Origin of the sequence: Kitasatospora sp. NPDC086009, from assembly GCF_044540385.1 — a bacterium.
In the GTDB taxonomy this organism is placed as follows: Bacteria; Actinomycetota; Actinomycetes; order Streptomycetales; family Streptomycetaceae; genus Kitasatospora.
Genome location: NZ_JBITSA010000010.1, coordinates 190527 through 211135 on the forward strand (window position 1 = coordinate 190527; position 20609 = coordinate 211135).

The window sequence follows — 20609 nt, forward strand, 5'->3', positions numbered from 1 at the left end:
CGAGCGGGTTCGCTTGGTGAACGGCCGCCGTCCGACGGCGGGTTCACGCACCTTCGGGACCAGGCAGAAGCTCGACCCCCGGGGTGAGGTGGAAGCGCTCGGGGTCCTCGATCCGCCGGCGCTCGGCCGGGCCCAGCCGGTCCCTGCGGTCCAGCCACGACTGGAGGCGGGTCAGGGCGCTGCGGTCCCGTTCGTCCGGGTCGGCGCCGGCGGCTCCGGTGTACTCGCGCAGCAGGACGCGGGCGGGGCGGCGGCCGGACGGTCCGGCGGCGTACCCGGGGTCCTCGGCGTGCTCGTTGTCCTCCGCGTTCTCGGTGTCATCGGAGGGCAGGACGGCCACCACGGTGAAGGACGTGCCCGGGGCGAAGGTCACCCGCAGCTCCTCGGTGCCCGAGCCGAAGGCCGAGGTGCGCCGCCCGGTGGCCGACCAGATGACGAACTCGACCGTCGCGCCGGGGATTTCGACGGCGCTGGCGGTCAGGCCGGTGACCGGGGCGGGCTCCGTCACCACCTGCCCGACCGCGTAGTGGGCGAGCAGGGCCGCCGGATCCGGGCCGGGCGGGGCACAGAGCAGCACGGCGCCGTGGTGGCTCGGGAAGCGGCGCAGCCCGGAGCCGAGGCAGCGGAGGAAGGGCGCGAGGATCGGGTCGCGGGAGCGGGCGGCCGTGATCAACTCCGCCCGTTCCGCGGGGATTCCGGTGTCGCCGTGGTGCAGCAGGACGGCGGCGAGATCGGGCTTGATGTCGTCCTTGGAGGTCGACCGCAGCCTCGGCAACCGGGTGGTGACCTGGTCGATCCGGCCGGAGCAGCGGTGGTAGTGCTCGCCGAGCAGCGTCCGGACGGCGTCCCGGTCGTCGGTGCCGCTGACCGCAACGGGGACGGGGAAGTCCTCCGGGCGGAGGTGACGGGCGCGCGGCGGGGCCGATGCCCGTGCCGGGCCGCCGTCCGGTTCCAGTCCGGTGAGCTCGTCGGTGAGCTCTCGGGGGTCTTCGACCGGCTCCGGGTCGAGTGACTCCGGACCGACCGGCGCCAAAGGGCGCCTGTCCGGTGGTTCGTCCGGCTCGCCCTGCGGGTCCGCGATGGTGGGATCGCCGTGCGGGTCCGCGATGGTGGGGTCGCCGTGCGGTTCGACGTCGGCCGCGTTCAGCCGGGCGAAGTCCGGTCGCTCGTACGGGGGTTCGGAGACGGTGTCCACCCGGTGGGCGTACGAGGCGGTGACCGGGGCGGTGACGGGGTCGGTGGCCGGGTCGGTCAGGGGAGCGCTCTCCGCAGGGTTCCGCTCCTCGGTCGGCGCCGCCGCCGAAGGCCCGCCGGCGGTGGCCCGGGCGGTGCCGAGGGGGTCGGTCCCGCGCGGCGCCGCGCCCACCGGCGGGGGGAGGCCGGGGCCACCACTGGTGGTGGTCGGTACGGCGAACGCCGAGGGCCCGGCCGGCGGACCGGACAGCGCCGCGGCCCGGGGCGGCGCCACGGCGGCCGGGACGGGCTGTGGCGCGGCCTCCGCGGCGGCAGGTACGGGGCGTGGTGAGGCCGCCACGGCGGCCGGCGCGGGCTGTGGCGCGGCCTCCACGGCCGTCGGGCGGGCCGCGGGGAGGCCGCCGATCCCGTACGACACCGCCGCCACGCCCGGCACGGAACCGGCGGGCTGCTCCGGTCCGAGCCAGTCCAGGTCGTGCATCCGGGCGATGAACCGGGCGATCCGTTCGGTGGACGGCTCCAGCAGCCCGTGCACCAGCAGCCCGAACCCGTCCGAGCCGGAGGACGGCAGGCGGTCGAGCAGGCTGCCCAGCTCCTCGAAGACGTCGGCCTCGACGGGCCGGTCCCGCTCGCCGACGATCAGCAGCGGGCGGGCCGCCTCGGGCCGGCGGAAGCGCGGGGTGAGGACGTGCGGAGGCTCCGGCCGCAGCCAGAGGCCGGCCGGGACGGCCTCCAACGCCCAGTAGGGGAACGCCTCGAAGACACCAGGCCCGTCGGTCCGCCAGGAGGCGCCCCCGTTGCGCCAGGCGGCGGGGGCGGTGCCCTGGCCGGGCGCGGCGGCGAGCCGCAGCAGGTACGGCTCCCAGCGGGCCCGGCCGTGGGCGTCGAGGATGCGCGAGGTGGGGCCGCCCGGGCCGAGCACCGGGAGGCCGATCGCGGCGCTGACCGGGCGGGCCAGCCGGGCCGACAGCGCCCCGGTCAGGGCGGCGAGTTCGTCCGGGGCCGCCCAGGGCGCGCTGACCAGCAGCCGCGAGGTGTCCACCGGCAGGCCGACCACGGCCTCCGCGAAGTCCTCGGGCAGCAGGACGGGCCGTGCCGGGGTGCCGACGACCAGCACCACGGTGCCGGGCGGCGCGGCGGCCAGCCCGAGGCCGGGCATCGGGCCGGGGGGCGGGGCGGACGGGTGGGTGAGCCAGAAACCGGCGGGCAGCCGCAGCACGTGCACGGCCGGGGGGCGGCGGGCGGCGGTGGCGCTCTCGACCGGCAGGTGCCCGGCCGGGCCGGCGGGTACGACCGCGACGGCGGTGGAGGGCGGCTCGACCGGCGCGGTGGCGCCGATCGTCTCCCGGACCCGGCGCGGTGCGCTGCCGGGGGCGCAGTGCCACCAGGAGGCGGCCTCGCCGGCGCCGTCGGGCGCGGTGACCTTGAGGTTGCCGTCCGGGGTGATTTCCACCAGGCCGTCCGGCGCGATCACCGGCAGGCCGGCCCGGTCGGCGACCACCTCGGCCGGGCGGCGGCCGTTGGGGGCGAGCGCGGCGAGGCCGGAGGCGGCCAGTACCAGCGTGGCGGCGCCGCGCGAGCGGGCGATCACGCCGAGGTCGGCCATCCGGTCCCGCAGGACGGCGGCCGAGTCGGGTGCGGCGGCGACCACGACGATGCTGTCGGGCACCGGGCGCAGGGTGGCGACCGCCGCCGACAGTTCGTCGTCCCCGGCGGTGGAGGGGGCGATGACGAAGTGTGGGCCGACGGGGCGCAGCTCGGACCGGAGGGCGAGCGTGGCCCCGGCCGGAGCGGCGGCCGCCGCCGGCACCGGGGGGGCGGTTACCGGGCCGCCCGGCCCGGCGGGCAGCGCGGCGGCCCCGCCACGCCGGCGGCCGAACCGGCGGCGGGGCGCGGCCGGGTCACCGGAGGGCAGGCCGAGGCGGGAGAGACTCATCGTCGGGGAGTACGGGCGCCGCCCGGCCACCGGTTCAGTGACCGGCCCGGACCGGGCGAGACCGTCGGCCCGTGGGACCTCGTGGGCACTGCCCGGGCGCGACAGGCCGTGGAGGGGGCGCAGCGAAAAGTCCCCGGGCGGCTGGAACGCGGCTGTGTACGCGCCCGGACGGCCGAACCCGCCATCCGGGCGCACCGCGCGATGCCCCGGGGGGCGAGCCGCTGGAACCGAAGCCGCACGGCGTGGACGGCAGCGTGGTCACGGCCTTGGCGAAGGTCGGGAAGACGACCCTGGTACGGCAGGACGGCACGACCGAGCCCGACCCGGTCGACGGGACGAGCCGGTTCGCCGCCGAGCTCCGACTGCGTGCGCGTACCTACGCCGCCCACAGGCGGGTAGGTGCCAACGGCGAAGGAGTCGCCGGGAGGCGAGGACGTCGTCACCGGCAGCACCCGGCAGTGGGACCGCCTTCGCCTGGCGGTGCCGCGCGGGAGTACGCCCACCGCACCACCGAGGGGGGCAACCGGGGCCTGGTCCGGTCAGGCCCGGACGCGGTGGCGGACCTGTCGGACACCATCGCTGACGACAGCCGCACGGCGCTCAACGGCCCGGCCGGGCCGTAGGTACCGAGTGGAAGCGTCGGTGGCCCTGTCGGCCGGGCGGTTCCGCCGACAGGGACGGCATGCGGAGCCGAGGAGCTGTGGTGGGCACGAGCACGAGTGGAAACGGGGCTCAGAGCGGGGTGGCGAGCATTCAGCTGCCCTCGGTGGCATGGGAGATGGACGAGGAGGCCGGTGGAGCGGGGGCACCCGACCCGGCAGCCGCGGCCGTACCGCCGGCCGCCGTGCTGCCCGTGGCTCCGCCGCCGGTCGTGCCGGAGTACGGGCAGGTCGCCGCCGTGTCGACCGGCCCGGTCGCGGCCGCGGAGCCCCCGCTGCCGCCGACCCCCGTCGTGCCCGGACCGGTGCTCGCGCCGGTGCCCGACCCTGAGCCGGGGCCGACCGCCCTCGCGCCGGTCGCGCGCCCGGACCGCTTCGGCCGGGCCCGGCTGAAGCGGCCGGTGATGGTCGCCGCCGCCACCGCCGGTGTGGTGCTGATGGGCCTGCCGTTCCTGATCACCGACGGGAGTCGGACCGGGAGGGACGGGACGGCCGACAACGTCGGCCTGAGCCAGGCGGACCTGCCCCTTCCCGAGGGGCCGGAGTTCGGCGATCCCGCACCGATCGACGCACCCACCGATCCGAACGCCTCCGGCGCCCCGGCCGCGCCCACCGATCCGACCCTCCCCCCGGACCCGGCCGCGGGCGCCCCGACCACGCCCGGGGCGGACGGCGCCCCCGGGGGCGTGCCCGGCACCACTCCGGGCAACGGGGCCGCGCCGAACACCGCGCCGCCCCCCGGCACCAACCTGCTCTCCCGGCCCGCCACCGGGCCCGCCCCCGGTGCCAAGCCGCCGACGACGGGCGGCAGCGGCGGTACCGGTGGCAGCGGCGCCACCGGCAGCACGGGCAGCGGCGGTACCGGTGGTACGGGCGGCAGCACCGGTGGCAGCGGGGGCACCGGCGGGAGCACCGGCGGCACCGGGGGTACCGGTGGGAGCGGCGGTACCGCACCGCAGCCGCCGGTCCCCCAGCCGCCCAAGCCGCAGCCGCCGGTGCCCCAGCCGCCCGTCCCGCCGAAGCCCGCCGCGCCCACCTTCACCGCCGTCGCCGGCACCGGCTGCGGCAACTCCGGCACCGGTTACGCCCAGTACGGCCAGTGGACGAACGGCAGCACCGGCTGGACGGTCAACTCGGCCGGGGGGTACTCCGGGTCGGGTTGCAACGGCAAGTACGACTCGGTGCCGATGAGCGGCGACGGCAAGGACAAGGGCAACTCGGTGGTGTGGACCTTCACCACCGCCCCGGTCACCACCGGCAGCTGCAAGATCTCCGTCTACGTCCCGAACAGCAGCGACCGCAAGATGGTGGGTGGCAAGCCCACCGTCTACACCGTGCAGAACAGCTCGACGCCCGGCAGCGGCACCGTCGGCGAGTTCAAGGTCGACCAGACCGCGGCCCGGGGCACTTGGGCCAGCGCCGGTACCTTCCCGCTGACCGGCGGCCGGATCGCGGTGATGCTCCACGACCGGGGCATCGACTGGGGCGGCGATGCCGACAAGGCCCACCACGCGGCCGGCGCCGTCCGTGCCGACTGCACCGGCTGACGGGCGTTCGGATCATCACCGCACCCGCCCGTCCCGGTACCGGACCGGCCGGCCTCGGCGCCGGCGCCGTCCGGGGCGGCCCGAGGGAGCCTCAGAGCCGGCCGGCAGGCGCCGCCCCGGCCGGCGGGGGCCGCAGTGAGCGTTCGATCGCGGCGGGCACGCCGCTCGGGGAGCCGGCCTGATGTCGGTGCAGCCGGTACAGTCCGACGGCCGCCTTCAGGTGCTCGGTCGCCTCCTCCTCGCGGCCCTGGGTCCGCAGGAAGGCGGCGTAGCACTCCTCCGAGACGGCCTGCAGGTGCAGGAAACCGGCCTGCTCGCAGGTGACCAGGAGCCGGGCCCAGGCCAGTTCGGAGGCCTCGGCGAGGCCGAGGGCCTGCAGGGCGTGCGCCTCGGTCAGCATCGACCAGGCGTGGATCGTCGCGGCCGGGTGGTCGGGCAGCAGGGCCCTGGTCTCGCGGGCCCGGCGCAGCGCGCCGTCGTGGTCGCCCGCCATCAGGGCGGCCGACGCGGCGTAGCCGAGGGCGTAGGAGGTCCGGTGCGCGGAGCCGGACTCCTCGGCGAGGGCCACCGCGGCCGCCGCCAGTGCGGTGGCCCGGACCGGGTCCCCGAGCAGGGCGGTGCCGAGCGACGCGGTGGCCAGGGCGCGGATGTGCGCGAAGCCGTCCGCGGGCGTGGTGTCGGCGACGGCCCGCCGGGCCGCCTCGGCCCCCTCCTCACGGCGTTCCAGCCCCAGCAGCGCGTTCGCCGAGGCGCCCCGCAGCAGGGCGGTGGCGACCCGGTCGCCGCACTGTTCGGCGGCGCGCTCGCCCGCCCGCAGGCAGCTCAGCCAGTCGGCCAGCCGGCTGGAGCCGTAGTACAGCGCGCTCGACGACATGGCCAGGCGCCAGGCCCGTTCGGGGTCGACCGCGCCGGCGGTGTCGACCAGCGCGCGGATCGTCGACTGCTCCGCGCGGAACCAGTCGAGCGCGGCGCGGGTGTCGCTCGCGGCGGGCAGCGCGGCGGGCGGGTGGGCGCGTTCGCCGTAGCCGTCCTGCCCGGGTTCGAGGTGTTCGCCGCAGTGCTGGACGGCCGTGACGTAGTAGTCCAGCAGCCGTTCGACGGCGAGCCGGCGGAGCTCGGGGGGCTGTTCGGCGAGGAGTTCGACGCTGAACAGCCGGATCAGGTCGTGGCGGCTGTACCGGCCCGGCGCGCTCTCGCCGAGCAGGTGGTGGGCGGCCAGTTCGCCCAGCGCGTCGCGGGCGGTGGCCGGGTCGGTACCCAGCAGCGCGGCGGTGGCGGCGGTGTCCACCTCCCGGCCGGGGTGCGCGGCCAGCAGGGTGAGCAGGGTGGCGGCCCGGTCGGAGAGGTGGCGGTGGGTGAGCATCAGGGTGGTGCGGATGCTGACCGCGCCGTCGGTCTCCAGGGCGAGCAGCCGGGTGCGCTCGTCGGAGAGCTCGGCGACCAGGTCGGTGATCGTCCAGTCCGGTCGGGCGGCCAGCCGGGAGCTCGCGATCCGCAGGGCGAGCGGCAGGTGGTCGCAGAGTTCGATCAGTCGCTCGGCGGCGGCGGCCTCGGCGAGGACCCGCTCGGGGGCCAGGCTCCGTTCGAGCAGCCGCAGCGCGTCGCCCTCGGGCAGCGCCTCCAGCCGCAGGATGGCGGCGCCCTCGGTGACCACCAGGTCCTCCAGGGAGGTGCGGCTGGTGACCACGGCGGCGCAGTCGGGCCCGGCCGGCAGCAGGTCTGCGACGTGGGCGGCGCTGTGCGCGTTGTCCAGCAGGACGAGCAGGCGGAGGTCGCCGGTCCGGGCGCGGTAGAGGCCGGCGCGGCTCGCCCGGTCCTCGGGGATGGCCGCCTCCGGGACGCCCAGGGCCAGCAGGAACTGGCCGAGCACCTCGGCCGGGTCGGCCGGTCCGGCCGGATCGAAGCCGCGCAGGTCGACGAAGAGCTGGCCGTCCGGGAAGCCGGCGGCCGTCCGGTGCGCCCAGCGGATGACGGTGGCGCTCTTCCCGACTCCGGCCGGGCCGACCAACACGGCCAGTCCGTCACCGGTGCGGTCCGGACCGCACTCGCGGTCGAGCCAGTGCGACTCCGGGCCGCGCCCGACGAAGCCGATGGGCCGGCGGGGGAGCTGACGGGGCTTCGAGGGCTCGACCGGGGAAGGTGCGGCCGCGGGGGCCGGACCGGCCACGGGTGGGGCGGGGACCACCGGCGGGTCGGCGGCCACGGGCGGCTCAGGGGCCACCGGCGGTCGCGTGCTCGCAGGGGCGCGCGGCGCCGCCGGCCCGGGGCCGGGCACCGTCCCGGCGGCCGGCTCCTCGGCCAGCACCCGGGCCAGTGCGGCCTGCAGCTCCGCGCCGGGCACCATGCCCAGCTCGCGGGAGAGCAGCTCCCGGGCCTGGTGGTACACCGCCAGCGCGTCGGCGGGCCGCCCGGCCTGGTGGAGGCAGCGGACCAGCAGGGCCACCACCTCCTCGCGCAGCCCGTCGGCCCGCACCCGCTGTTCCAGGGCCTCCACGGCGGCGGCGCCGGAGCCCTGGCGCAGCCGCAGCCGGGCCCAGCCGATCAGCGCCCTCGTCCCGGCCTCCTCCAGCCGACCGGCCAGGGCCTGTCGCAGTTCGGTGTCGGGCAGGTCGGCCAGGGCGGCGCCGGTCCACAGGCCCATGGCCCGTTCCAGCAGCCCGATCGCCTCGGCGTCCGCGCCGCGGTCGGCCCGGTCGGCGTGCTCCCCGGCGCGGGCGGACAGCGCTTCGAAGCGCAGCGCGTCGACCTGCTCGGCCGGGCCGGTGAGCAGATAGCCGGGCGCCCGGGTGGACAGCTCGAAGGGGGTGGCGGCGAGGACCTTGCGCAGCGCGGCGACGTGCCCCTGCAGGGCCGCCCTGGCCCGGGCCGGTGGTTCCTCGCCCCAGAGCAGCTCGAAGAAGCGCTCCACCGCGACGACCCGACCGAGCCGCAGGGCCAGTAGGGCCAGGACGGCGCGCCGTTGCGGTCCGGGTAGCGCGACGTACCCGTCGGACCCGGTTCGCAGCTCCACGGGGCCGAGCAGTCGGATGCCCACGCGGTCGCCCACAGTCGCCCCCCACGGCGGTCCAGCCTGATATCGGGCTGCAGTGTATCCGTGCCGTTTGTCCGGGTTGGCATTTCGTCCGCGCCGTGGACGCCGGAGCGGGGTGCCGGCTCCTGCCCTTTCGGGCACACCGTGGTCCGTGATTGGGCATTTCCCGGTCGGATCCGTCAATATGCCGATCACTGACATATGACGAGGAGGCCGTATGCGGATCGACCTGCTCGGTGCCGTGACCGTCCGCTACGACTGCAGCACGGCGGCCACGCCCTCGGCGCCGAAGCGCCGTGCGCTGCTCGCCGCGCTGGCCGTGGAACTCGACCGGGTGGTGCCCACCGACCGGCTGATCGAGCTGGTCTGGGACGGGAACCCGCCCGCGACCGCGCGTGCCGCGCTGCAGGGGCACGTCGCCGGACTGCGCCGGCTGCTGGACGGTGGACTGGAGCTGGCCACCCGGGGCGCCGGCTACGTCCTGAGCGGGGATCCCGAGCAGGTGGACGCCCTGCGCTTCGAACGCCTCTGCGACCGGGCCGGGGTGCTGCTCCCCGGCCGGCCGGACCCCGCCGCCGCCCCGGCGGACCGCGCCACCGGGGCGGACGACCCGGTGCTGCCACTGCTGCGAGCGGCGCTGGACCTCTGGCGCGGTCCGGCCCTGACCGACTGCGGCTCCGCCCTGCTGCGCGAGCAGGCCGCCCCCCGGCTGACCGACCTGCGGCTGCGCGCCCTGGACCGGCTGGCCGAGGGGCTCTGCCGGCTGGACCGCGGCGCCGAACTGGTCGCCGAGCTGGTCGAGACCGCCGCGGCCCACCCCACCCACCAGCGGCTGGCCGTCCGGCTGATCGACTGCCTGGACCAGGCCGGGCGCCGGGCCGAGGCGCGGGCCTGGTACGAGCGGGTCACGGCGCAGCTGCCGACGGCGCCGGGGCCCGAACTGCGGCTGGCCGGCGAGCGCGTCGCGGGCCGGCCGGCCGTCCTCGCCACGCCCCGCGCCGAGCCCCGGCCGCCCGTCGCCACAGCCCGCCCGCCGCACCTCGTCCCCTCACAACTGCCCCGCGCCAACCGGCGGTTCGTCGGCCGGGCGGCCGAGCTCGACCGCCTGGACGCGGCCGTCGCCGCCGGCCGGGAGGCCGGCCCCGTCCTGGTCACCGGACCGGCCGGGGTCGGGAAGAGCAGCCTGGTCCAGAGCTGGGCCCACCGGGCCGCCGACCGCTTTCCCGACGGCCGGCTCCACGCCGATCTGCGCGGCTTCGACGAGAGCGGCCCCCGCGACCCGGCCGAGGTGCTGGCCGGTTTCCTGACCGCCCTGGGCGTCACCGGGAGCGCGCTGCCCGCCTCGCTCGACGGCCGCGCCCGCCGCTTCCGCGAGCTGGTGACGGGCCGCCGGCTGCTGATCGTGCTGGACAACGCGCGCTCCTACGAGCAACTCGCCCCGCTGCTGCCCGATCCGCCGCCCGAGGCCGGACCCGAGACCGGCCGGGCCTGGGTCGGACCCGTCACCGTCATCACCAGCCGCAGCCGGCTGCGGGACCTGCTGGTGCACGAGGGCGCCACCCCGTTCCCGCTCGACGCCCTGACCCCGGCCGAGTCCCAGGAGCTGCTGGCCCGGGCGCTGGACCCGGCCCGGGTGACCGCCGAGCCGCTCGCCGCCGCCGAACTCGCCGAACGGTGCGACCACCTGCCGCTCGCCCTGCGCCTCGCCGCGGCCCGGCTGGGCGCCCGCCCGGACTGGGCCCTGGAGGACCTGGTGGCGGAGTTCGCCGAGGAGCCGTCGGGGCTCGCCGACCCGGCCCGCGCCGACCTCGGTCCGCCCGGCTTCGGCGCGGCCCTCGACCTGACCTGCCGCACCCTGGCGCCGGCCGCGGCGCGCCTGTTCGCCCTGCTCGGCCTGCACCCCGGCGCGGTCATCGAGCCGCTCGCCGCCGCCGCCCTCGCCGAGGTGCCGCCGGCCGCGGCCCGCGGCCTGCTGGTCCAGCTCGACGCCGTCCACCTGGTGGAGGAGGGCGCGCCCGGCCTGTTCGCCCGGCGGGAGCTGGTCCGCCGGCACAGCGCCCGGCTGGCCGCCGAACTCCCGGCCGACCAGCGCGCGGCGGCCCTGGACCGGCTGATCGAGCACTACCTGAACGCCACCGCCGCCTGGGTCGGCCGGCCGGGCGACGGTCCGCCGTCCGCCGTCGGCCCGTCCGCTGTCGCTCCGTCGGTCGTGGGCCCGTCCGCCGGGGACCGCCCCCTGCCGCCGAGCGCCCGCCGGGCCGCCGACTGGTTCGACCGTGAGGAGCCCGCCGTCCGCGGCCTGGTGCTGCGCGCCGAACGGCACGGCCGGTTCGCCGAGGCCTGGCGGCTCGCCCACCGGGCCGGCGCCCTCTACGCCGGGTCCGGGCACCGCCGCGCCGGGTGGTGGACCACCGTCGAGTCCGGTCTGCGGGCCGCCCGCGCCTGCGCCGATCCGGCCGCCGTGGCCCGGCTGACCACCGACCTCGCCGCGGTCCTGGTCGACCGGCGGGACGTCAGGGCCGCCCTCGACCACCTGGACCGGGCGCTCACCTCCGCCGACCAGGTCGGCGACCCGGTCGAACGCCACCACTGCCGGGTCCGGATCGCGGCCGGCCTGGCCGGCGCCGGGAGGCCGGACCGCGCTGTGCCGCTGATGGCGGACATCGTGGCCCGCGCCCGCTCGCTGGCCGACGACCGGCTGCTCGCCCGGGCGCTCGACGACCTGGCCGGAGCCCAGGTGGCCGGCGGCGCCCTCGAAGCGGCTCTCGCCCACGCGGACGAGGCTGTGCGCATCCTCGCCGCCCACCCGGACGCGGCCGAGACCGTCCGGGCCACTCACACCCGGGCCGAGGCCCTCCACGCGCTCGGCCGCCACGGCGACGCCCTGACCACGGCCCGGCTGGCCCTGGTGCTCGGCCGCACCCAGGCGGATCCGGGTGTCGAGGCCCGCTCGCACACGCTGATGGCCACGGTCCTGCGGGCGCTCGGCCGTACGGCCGAGGCCGCGGCGGAGGAGCGCCGGGCCGCCGCCACCGCTGCCCGCTGACGGCGGGTCCGTCTCGGGCGGATTCAGGTGGTCTCGGTCGCATGAGGCCTGCCGGCCCGCGTCGGCGGCCGTGGTCCCGGGTGGGCCGGGCCGTGCGGTCGGGGAGGCGCCGCCGCCGAGGGCGGTGTCGGGGGGGCCTCGTGTGCGGGCGGACCCGTCTCGGTCGCATGAGGACCGTTCGCCTGCGCCGGTGGTCACGCTCCTGGGCGCGTCGGGCCGTGCGGTCGGGAGCCGCCACCGCTGACCGCCGCGTGCCCGCCCGTGCGGACGGCGGGCGGTTCTGGGCACCTTCGTGTGCGGGGATGGGCAGAACCACAGGCGGAAGTAGCGGTGGAGCCAACGCCCCGCAGGTGACGGCGCATCGTGTTCCGCCCATCCCGTTCCCGAGCGGGCGGACCGGCGGCCCGGCTCCGGCCGGGGCGCCACCGAGCGGCCGGGCGCGGGCCGATCCGGTGCAAGATCACGACTTTGACCAGTGCATACTGTCTGACCTGACGTGTTCGGTGAAGAGGCCGACACCGTGAGTGACAGGGGTGGCGATGGGTGCGACAGGCAACCCCGCAGGCAGCCCGCAGGGCATAGCGACAGGCAGTTCCGCCGCGGCGGAGGAGTTCTGCCTGTTGCTGGCACGCTTCCGGGTACTGGCCGGTCTGACGCAGGCCGAGCTGGCCCGGGCGGCCGGGATCAGCCTGCGCGCGCTCGGCGACATGGAGCGCGGCCGCACCCGGGGACCGCAGCAGCGCACCGTGCAGGCCCTGGCCGTCGCGCTGCGCCTCGACCCGGACCGGACCGCCGCGCTCGACCGGGCCGCCCGCGACGGGCGTCCCCGGCGCACCCCCACCCGCGCGAGGGCCCCGCGCCCGGCCCCCGGGACCGCCGCGCCCGCCGCCCCCGAGACGCCCGCCGCCGTGGACGCCCCCGCGACTGCGCCCGAGACCGTGCCCGTGCCCGCGACCGCGACCGATGCCGGGAGCGACAGCCCGGCCGAGGCGGTGTTCTCCGCACTCGCGCTGCCCCGGGACATCGCCGACTTCACCGCCCGGGAGGACGCCCTGGCCCGGCTGCACCGGCTGGTCCGGGACGCCGATCCGGCACACCCCCGGATCGTGCTCGCCTACGGTCAGCCCGGCCTGGGCAAGACCGCCTTCGCCCTGCACGCCGCCCACACCCTGGCCCCGCAGTTCCCCGACGGCCAGCTCTCCCTCGACCTGCGCGGGATGGCTCCGACGCCGCTCGCACCGCGCGACGCCCTCGGCCAGATCCTCCGCGCCCTCGGCGTCGCCGACCGCTCGGTGCCCGCCGACACCGAGGAGCGCGCCAGCCTGTTCCGCACCCTGGTCCGGGAGCGGCGCCTCGTCCTGATCCTGGACAACGCCGCCGACGAGGCACAGGTCCGCCTGCTCCTACCGGGCTCCGGCCCGGCCCTGACGATCATCACCAGCCGGCACGTGCTGCCCGGCCTGGAATCGGTGCACCGCCTGCCGCTGGACGTCCTCGCCCCCGGCGAGTCGGCCGCCCTGCTGGCCCGGATCGCCGGCCCCGAGCGGCTCGCGGCCGAACCCGACGCCGCCGCCGAACTCGCCCGGCTCTGCGGCCACCTGCCGCTCGCCCTGCGGATCGCCGGACAGCGGCTGGTGGCCCGCCCGCAGCAGCCCGTCAGTCACCTGGTCCGCCAACTCGCCGCCGAGGAGTACCGGTTGGACGTGCTGGAGGCCGGTGACCTGCGGGTGCGCGCGGCCTTCGCGCTCTCCTACCGCAAGCTCCCCGCCGCCACCGCGCTGGTCCTGCGCCGCTGCTCGCTGTCGGCGGGAAAGGACTTCACCGCCGCCACCGTCGCCGCCTACGCGGGCCTTCCCGTCCAGCAGACCGACCGCCGGCTGGAGGAACTCGCCGACGCCGGACTGCTGCAGCCCGCCGCGACCCCCGAGCGCTACCGCCTGCACGACCTGGTCCGCCTCTACGCGGGCGAGCGGCTCGCCGCCGACGACGGCCCGCAGGCCCTGGAGGCCGCCCGCGAGCAGGCCGGCGACCGGTTGCTGCGCCGGGCCGCCGCCGCCGGTCTGCGGTTCGACGTGGAGGGCGCCGAGCACGCCGGCGCCGAATCGGCCGACCCGGATCCGGCCACCGCCCCGGTCACCCTCGCCGACGCCCGGCGCTGGCTGGAGGAGGAGCACCCCGAGTGGCTGGCCGCCCTGCAGCACGCGAACGCCACCGGCCGGCACCGGCAGGTGGTGGACACCGCCGAGGCCATGCACTGGTTCTCCGACAGCCTGCTGCACTGGGACGTCTGGGCCGAGGTCTTCCGGCTCTCGGCGGACTCCGCCCGCGCCGTCGGCGACCGGCTCGCCGAGGCCGTCCACCTGAACTACCTGGCCTGGTCCCACATCACCTGCCTGCACCGCTACCGGTCGGGGCTCGCGGTCGCCTCGGAGGCCCTGGACCTGGCCCGCCGGATCGGCGACGCCCAGCAGGAGGCCTGGGCCCTCGCCTACTGCGCCACCGCCCTGCGCCGGCTGCACCGGCCGGAGGAGGCGATGGACTCCTACCGCCAGGCCGCCGAGGTGTTCACCTCGCTCGAGGGCCGGTCCGCCGAGGTGGGGCGGATCGTGGCGCTGCGCTGCGTCGGCTCCTGCCTGCGGGAGTCCGGCCGGCCCCGGGAGGCGCTGGAGAGCCACCGGCTGCTCGTCGCCGAGATCCTCGGGTGGCTGGACGGCTCCTCCCCGCACATCGTCCACCTGTTGGCCGGGTTCGCCGCCCACGAGGTCGGCCTCGACCACTCCGCACTGCTGGAGTGGTCCGAGGCGGAGACCGCCTACCGCCAGGCCCTCGGCCACTTCGAGGGGGCCGGGCAGCCCGACAGCATGACCCAGACCCTCACCGAGCTGGGCACCGCCCTGATCGAGCTGGACCGTGCGGACGAGGCCCGCGAGCTGCTGACCACGGCACTGACCGACCTCACCGCCGAGGGCGCCCGCGGGAACCACCGGCGCACCGGCTGACGCTCCGCCGCTCCGCCCCGGCCGTGCCGGTCGGCCCGGGGCGGCGGCCCGGTCGGCCCGGGGTGCCCACCGCCCGCCGGTGATCGGCCACCGGTGAACCGCGCGGCCGGTGATCGGCCACCGGTGAACCGCGCGGCCGGTGAACCGCGCGGCCGGGTCCGGCCGTGGGTAGGGAGTGGAAGCGGCCGCGGGCCCCGGCCGACCGGGTGCTTCCGCCGCCGGGGCGTGACATCGGCCGCCCTGCGGTCGCGGTACGGGGAGCGGCGCACGCCCCTCCCGCCGCCAACGCCCTGGCGTGAGGTTCGTTGGCGCAGCGTTGGTCCGGTCTTGGCCGTGGCTGGAAATGTGTCCCAGCAAGGGGGGAGGGACAGCCGCACCGGCTCGTCCCGACATATCGACCAACCGTTGCGAGGGACTCAACCGCCGTGGCCATCGACGCTACCGTTCACGCCGAGGACACCCATCGGGCAGCCGGGGAGGCCGGGGAGGCCGGGGGTGCCCCGGGCGCTCCCGTCAGCCGTGCGGACCGGCCCACCCTCGACCAGCAGACCCTGGCCGAGCTGTACCGCCTGCACGGCGGCTACCTGCTGCGCGCGATGCTGCGCGTCACCAGCGGCGACCGGGGCAAGGCCGAGGACATCGTGCAGGAAACCCTGCTGCGCGCCTGGCAGAACCCGGCCGCCATCCGCCGGGGCCCCGAGTACAGCCGTCCGTGGCTGTTCACGGTGGCCCGCCGGATCGCCATCGACCACTTCCGGATGCAGGCCGCCCGCGCCCAGGAGGTCGCCGACGACGCTCCCGAGGAGCACGCCGGCACCCACGACCCCTACGACGAGGTGCTCGCCGCCCAGGACATGGCGATCGCGCTCGCCGAGCTGCAGCCGCACCACCGCGACGTCCTGGTCGAGCTGCACATGCACGGCCGCTCGATGGCCGAGGCCGCCGCCGTCCTCGGCGTCCCGGTCGGCACCGTCAAGTCCCGCAGCTTCTACGCGGTCCGCGCGCTGCGCCCGATCCTCGAAGCCCGCGGCATGGTCGCCGCGGGGTAGCCGCCCCGGTCCGCACTCAGGTGCGGACCACGCGGTCGCAGTACGGGCACACCTGGCCGCTCCACTTCGGCGGGTACCACGGCGCGTCGGGGTCGGGCGCCCGGTACGGGTCGCGGCGCATCCGGTCCGTTCCCATGCCGCAGAGGGTCAGTTCCTCGGGCCGACCGGCCGGCGCCGGGGCGGCCCGGGCCGCGTGGACGGCGCGCACGACCTCGACGTAGTCGGTGCCGCCGCTCGCTGTCGAGGTGCGGACGAGTTCGGGTTCGAGGAGTACCAGGATGCTCACCACCTCACTCTGGTCGTCGGGGCCGGTGGGCGCACCTCGGCGGTGGGGGTGAGGGTGCGGAACCGGCCGTCGGGCGGTGAGGGCGGTGGCCCGGGCGCCGTCCAGTACGTGGACGTGCTCACGGGGCGGGCCCCCACGCCCAGGCCCGAGCCCAAGGCTCAGGGCTCAGGGCTCAGGGCTCAGGAAGTTCTCCGCGGCGGTGAACCACTCCGGGGGTCCGGGCCGTTCTCCAGGGTGGCGGTATCGCCACCGGCGCTCGTCCCCCCGTGCGGGCGCCGGTTCACCCGCCCTCCGGCGGGTGCCAACTCCGGCCTGGTGCGGCGTCTCTGACGGTCAATCCGGTGTGGAGAGCGTGAACCGGGAGGCGTGGCCCGTCCGTAGCTACTGCTGAGAGCCGCGCCCCGTGTACGGCGCGCGGCGTGTCCCGGGCCCACCGGCCCAGGTTCAGCGTCCGGCTCCGGCCATGGAACTCCCGGCTCCCGCGCCCCGGCGGGATCCGGGTCCCTGGCGCCCCGGCGGTGCCCTTGTGGGAGGGCTACCGCCGGGGCGCGCCGCGTGGCGGACGCCGGGCCGGCCCGCCCGTCCGCTCCCAGCCCAGGAGAGTCCCGATGCCCAAACACCGGCTCACCCGACGACGACGGATGGCGGCGGCCTCCACCGCCCTCGTCGCCGGCGCCGCGCTCATCCTCATGCAGCACCAGGCTCCCGCCGCCGAGGCCCCGGACCCGGTCGGCCTCAACGCCGTCTCCGAGTACCTCGGTTGGGGCGAAGCCCCCGACCCGGTCGCCGTCATGAAGGCCACCGGGTTGCGGCAGTTCGCCCTCTCCTTCGTCCTCTCCGGCGGCGGCTGCGACCCGAAGTGGGACGGCAGCCGCGCCCTCACGGGCGGCGCCGACGAGAAGGTGATCAAGCGGATCCGGGCCGCCGGCGGCGAGATCCTCGCCTCCTTCGGCGGCTGGGACGGTGCCAAGCTCGGCGAACGCTGCGCCACCGCCGCCGAACTGGCCGCCGCCTACCAGAAGGTGGTCGACGCGTACGGCCTCCAGGCCGTGGACATCGACCTGGAGTCGACCGAGCTGAGCACCCCCGCGGTGCGGCAGCGGGTCGTCGACGCGCTGAAGACGCTGAAGGCCAAGAACCCCGGACTGCTCGTCTACGTCAGCTTCCCGGTCGACCCGGCCGGCCCGGACGCCGACGGCGCCGACCTGATCAGGACCGCCGCCAAGGCCGCTCTGGTGGTGGACGGTTGGACGGCCATGCCGTTCGACTTCGCGAGCCATGACGGCACCATGGCCGCCGCGACCGTCACCGCCGTCAGCGGCCTCCAGCGGGCCGTCGCCGCCGCCTACGGCTGGGACGACGACAAGGCCTGGCGCCACTCCGGCCTCTCCTCCATGAACGGCCGCACCGACCAGCAGGGCGAGCAGCTCACCCCGGCCGACTTCCGCTCCGTCCGCGACTTCGCCGCCACCCACCACCTGGCCCGGTTCGGCTTCTGGGCGGTCAACCGCGACCGCCCGTGCGCGAGCGGCACCTTCACCACCGCGACGTGCAGCGGCGTCCAGCAGACCGCGTACGACTTCACCCGGATCGTGGCCGGCTACCACGTGGACTCGGTGCCCGGTGGGGACGGCCCCTGCCCGAGCCCGTCGGTCGTCACCACGCTGCCCCCGGGCCCCGGCCGGACCACCTGGCCGCTGCCGACCCCGACCGTCGCCCGCCCGGCCGACGCGGTCCCGCCGGCCGACGGCCCGTCGGCCTCGCCGTCCGCCCGCCCGTCCGACGGCACCCCGACGCCCGCCCGTACGGCCTGCGTCCCGCCGAGTCCGGCCCCGGTCACACCGGCGCCGACGGGCGTACCCACGACGCCGGCCTCGACCGCCCCCACCACCCCGGGTGCGACCACCACCACCTCGAAGCCGCCCGTGACCCCGACGGGTACGGCCACCACTGCGTCCGGCCCGGCCACCGCGGCCACCGAGGGGTCGCCCCCGCCGACCCAGGCCGCCGGCGGTGCTCCCGCGCCCGCGCCCGCCGCGCCGGGCGGCGGCTCGCTCGCCTCCACCGGTGCGGACGGCACCGACATCCTGCTCACCACCACCGGGGCCCTGCTCTTCCTCGGCGGTGCGCTCGGGCTGGTCTCCACCCGCCGCCGCGACCCGGAGCCGGCCGCCGGCTGATCGTGCGGGCCTGCTCCCACCGACGGCAGGTGACGACGCGCGGCCCCCGGCATCCCGGTGGATCGGGGTGCCGAGGGCCGCGTGTCGTCAGGTTCGGCCGGGGGTCGCGTCCACCGGGGTGCCGGGGGCGGCCCCCGTCGGATTCACCAGCCGAGCAGGAAGGCCCCCCGGCCCAGGCCGGCGAGCACCGTCCCGGCCGTCGCCTTGGGCTCCGCCGCGACGTCGACGTCGTGCCGGTCCGGCGGGTCCGACTCCCCGGGGCCGCCGGACGGCCGCAGGACCACGTAGTGCAGGGGCGCCCCGGTCGTCCGGCTCTCCCGGCGCAGCACGTCCAGCGCCGGCGGCGCGACCGTGGCCTCCAGCACCACCTGGTAGCCGCCGGTGGCGAAGGCGAAGGCGGCCTGGATCGCGGCCGCCAGGGCCGTCTCGTTCTGCCGGTGCGCCTGCGGCAGGTGCGACGGGACGAACCCCTGCCGGATCGCCCGCCGGAAGTCGTCCGCCCGCAGGAGCACGCTCGGGTGCAGGGAGTTGGCCAGCAGGGGTGCGACCGCGCCGCTCCCGGCCCCGGCCGGGTCGGCGAGGACGACGACGCCGCCGGCGCCCCGACCGCCCCCGAGCTTCGGCCCACCTACGGTCGTACGGTTCACAGCTGCTGATCCCTTCGCGGGCCGGGGGGACGGGGTAACCGGGGGAGGGGTGGCGGCCGGCGCACCGGGCCGACCGGAGACGAACCGGCGGCCGGGCCCTGGCACGGCGGCCGGACCCGGCTACGGACAGCCGGCCGCCTCGTCCCCACGACCGACTGCTGTCGGAGATCAACCTAGTCCACGCCGGTGCTCCGAGTCCTCCCCCCGTCGGTCCTCGGACCGCCGCCCCCACCGCACCTCCACGACTCCTCCCACCGATCGTCCCGGGAATCGCCGGACCGACGCTAACGGTCCCCGGACCGCTTCGGCGTCCGCAGCACGATCGGGTTGGTCAGCGCCGCCATCGGCCCCCACGGGAGGTCCGGCCCCATCGCGTTGCCCCGGCCGGGCGTCCCGTCCGCCCTCGGCCGGCGCACCTCCGCCCGGACGTACGCGGCGAGCGAGGCGGTGGTGCGCCAGACCACCGTGCCGACGCCGTCGGCGGGCAGCGACTCCTGGTGCAACTGGCCCTCGTCGGTCAGGAGGCGGACGGTGCCGCCCGGCACTCCGGAGACCGCGAGCCGGACGTCCACCGGCGCGTCCGCCGGAACGGTCAGCTGTTCGCCGATGCCCGCCTGGCGGCCCTGCCCGGTGGCGGTGAGGTCGAGCCCGACGGCAGCCGATTCGGCCAGCCAGCTGCGGCCGGCCCGGAGCCCGTCGAGGATCGCCGCCCGGGTGAGGTCCTCGGCCCGGACGACGGTGTGCGGGGAGCCGATGACCTGCGGGGCGCTGTGCGCGTCGCTGTTGCCGACGGCCGGCAGCCAGGGCCGCCCCTCGCGCAGCGCGACCGCGAGCTGTGCGTCCCAGGTGTCCACCGCCGACTCGTCGTCGTACGTCCACGGTCCGTTCCAGACCTCGACCGCGTCCGCGTCCTGGTAGCCGAACTTCCACTGGCAGGCGACGTACGGGCAGTACGGGTGCGCGGGCACCACCAGGCCGCCCTGGCGGCGGACCTGCCGGGCGAAGCGCGGGAACTCCCCGTCGCGCGCCCGGTAGCGCCAGTCGACGAACCGGCCCGGCTCCAGGCCCAGCGCCAGCCAGTGGCCGTTGCGGGTGGTGACCTCCTCGCCGAGCACGATCAACAGGTCCGGCCCGGCCAGCGGCCCCCAGGCGCCGTGCGCGGAGGTGGTGTTGTGGTCGGTGGAGACGATGAAGTCCAGCCCGGCCTCCCGGGCACCCGCCGCCACCTCCGCCGGGAGCCGGCGCCCGTCGGAGTGCACGGTGTGCAGGTGGGAGTCGCCCCGGTACCAGGCGCGGCCCCGGCCACGGGCCCGCTCCGGCGGGTAGGACGGGGTGAACTCCGGCCCGGGCGGGCCGAACCGCAGCGTCACCTGGACGCGGTAGTCGAGCCCCTGGGGTGCCACCTGGTAGGGGCCGAGCACGATGTTCCAGCGGCCGGGGCGGATCGGACCGGGCAGGTAGCCGGGCGTCGCCCGGTCGCGGGCGACGGTGAACTCGGTGCGGAACCCGCCCGACCAGCCGCGGAAGCCGCGCCCGCCGAGTTCGGTGCCGCCCTCGTCGAAGAGGCCGATGTCGCAGGAGTTGCCGGGGGTCCCGGCGGGGACGGTCGGCCGGTCGTAGCTGTAGGAGACGGCGATCTCCCGGACGCCGTCCGGGACGTCGAACGGCAGGAGGACGAAGTCGGGGGCGCCGGTGGGGAGATGGCCGGCCAGGGTGATCGTCCGGTCGGGCAGCGCGGGGGCTGCCCCGGCGGGTGCGGCGGCGGCCAGGCCGAGGGCGGTGACGGCGCCGGTGGCCAGCCCGGTGCGGAGCAGGCCGCGCCGGTCGGGCCCGGGGCGCTCGGTCCGTGCCCCGGCCGGGACCGGGTCGGTCTGCGGTAAGCCGGCCCGGGGCGAGCCGGATCGGGCGGGCTCGGTGGGGGTGTCGGCGTCGCGGTCGGTCATCGGAGCCTCCGGTCTGGGGCGGACACCGGCGGCGGGCGGACACCCGGCCGGCACGCCCGGCCCCCTACCCCGGCCGGTGAACCGCCGGTGAG

Annotated in this window: 10 protein-coding genes; 5 read left to right on the plus strand and 5 right to left on the minus strand. The window is 77.5% G+C overall.

Features of this window, described 5'->3' with window-relative positions:
- Positions 1 to 43: 43 nt before the first annotated feature.
- Positions 44 to 3130: a hypothetical protein gene (locus ACIF6L_RS23920; protein WP_396486622.1), complete on the minus strand. Its 3087-nt coding sequence runs from the start codon at positions 3128 to 3130 to the stop codon at positions 44 to 46.
- Between the two features lie 703 nt (positions 3131 to 3833).
- Between ACIF6L_RS23920 and ACIF6L_RS23925 the strand changes: the two genes are divergently transcribed.
- Positions 3834 to 5336 (plus strand): hypothetical protein, encoded by a 1503-nt coding sequence (locus ACIF6L_RS23925; protein ID WP_396486621.1) that lies wholly within the window; start codon positions 3834 to 3836, stop codon positions 5334 to 5336.
- A gap of 91 nt (positions 5337 to 5427) precedes the next feature.
- Here the strand turns inward: ACIF6L_RS23925 and ACIF6L_RS23930 are convergent, their stop codons facing one another.
- On the minus strand, positions 5428 to 8346 hold the full coding sequence (locus ACIF6L_RS23930; RefSeq protein WP_396486620.1) for an AfsR/SARP family transcriptional regulator: 2919 nt from the start codon (positions 8344 to 8346) through the stop codon (positions 5428 to 5430).
- A 238-nt stretch (positions 8347 to 8584) separates the two neighbouring features.
- Between ACIF6L_RS23930 and ACIF6L_RS23935 the strand changes: the two genes are divergently transcribed.
- The 3 genes from ACIF6L_RS23935 (at position 8585) to ACIF6L_RS23945 (ending at position 15461) form a co-directional block, all read left to right on the plus strand.
- Positions 8585 to 11413 carry a BTAD domain-containing putative transcriptional regulator gene (locus tag ACIF6L_RS23935; protein WP_396486619.1) on the plus strand — a complete coding sequence of 943 codons (2829 nt, stop codon included), beginning with the start codon at positions 8585 to 8587 and terminating at the stop codon, positions 11411 to 11413.
- Positions 11414 to 12033: 620 nt separating this feature from the next.
- The gene (locus ACIF6L_RS23940; RefSeq protein WP_396486618.1) at positions 12034 to 14412 is read left to right on the plus strand and encodes an ATP-binding protein; all 2379 of its coding nucleotides are present in this window, start codon (positions 12034 to 12036) and stop codon (positions 14410 to 14412) included.
- A 425-nt stretch (positions 14413 to 14837) separates the two neighbouring features.
- Positions 14838 to 15461, plus strand: coding sequence for a sigma-70 family RNA polymerase sigma factor (locus ACIF6L_RS23945; RefSeq protein WP_396486617.1), 624 nt, complete (start codon positions 14838 to 14840; stop codon positions 15459 to 15461).
- 16 nt (positions 15462 to 15477) lie between these two features.
- Here ACIF6L_RS23945 and ACIF6L_RS23950 read toward each other — a convergent pair whose 3' ends face one another.
- On the minus strand, positions 15478 to 15747 hold the full coding sequence (locus ACIF6L_RS23950) for a hypothetical protein (RefSeq protein ID WP_329486420.1): 270 nt from the start codon (positions 15745 to 15747) through the stop codon (positions 15478 to 15480).
- 608 nt (positions 15748 to 16355) lie between these two features.
- Here ACIF6L_RS23950 and ACIF6L_RS23955 point away from each other — a divergent pair.
- On the plus strand, positions 16356 to 17927 hold the full coding sequence (locus ACIF6L_RS23955) for a hypothetical protein (RefSeq protein ID WP_396486616.1): 1572 nt from the start codon (positions 16356 to 16358) through the stop codon (positions 17925 to 17927).
- A gap of 143 nt (positions 17928 to 18070) precedes the next feature.
- On the opposite strand, the gene ACIF6L_RS23960 is transcribed toward ACIF6L_RS23955, so the two are convergent.
- Positions 18071 to 18574: a hypothetical protein gene (locus ACIF6L_RS23960; protein ID WP_329486417.1), complete on the minus strand. Its 504-nt coding sequence runs from the start codon at positions 18572 to 18574 to the stop codon at positions 18071 to 18073.
- Between the two features lie 284 nt (positions 18575 to 18858).
- Positions 18859 to 20517 (minus strand): CehA/McbA family metallohydrolase, encoded by a 1659-nt coding sequence (locus tag ACIF6L_RS23965; RefSeq protein ID WP_396486615.1) that lies wholly within the window; start codon positions 20515 to 20517, stop codon positions 18859 to 18861.
- Positions 20518 to 20609: the final 92 nt, after the last annotated feature.

Coding starts and splice junctions, on each gene's coding strand:
- ACIF6L_RS23935 (WP_396486619.1), top strand. CDS start 8,585: ATGCGGATCGACCTGCTCGGTGCCGTGACCGTCCGCTACGACTGCAGC.
- ACIF6L_RS23920 (WP_396486622.1), bottom strand. CDS start 3,130: ATGAGTCTCTCCCGCCTCGGCCTGCCCTCCGGTGACCCGGCCGCGCCC.
- ACIF6L_RS23955 (WP_396486616.1), top strand. CDS start 16,356: ATGCCCAAACACCGGCTCACCCGACGACGACGGATGGCGGCGGCCTCC.
- ACIF6L_RS23965 (WP_396486615.1), bottom strand. CDS start 20,517: ATGACCGACCGCGACGCCGACACCCCCACCGAGCCCGCCCGATCCGGC.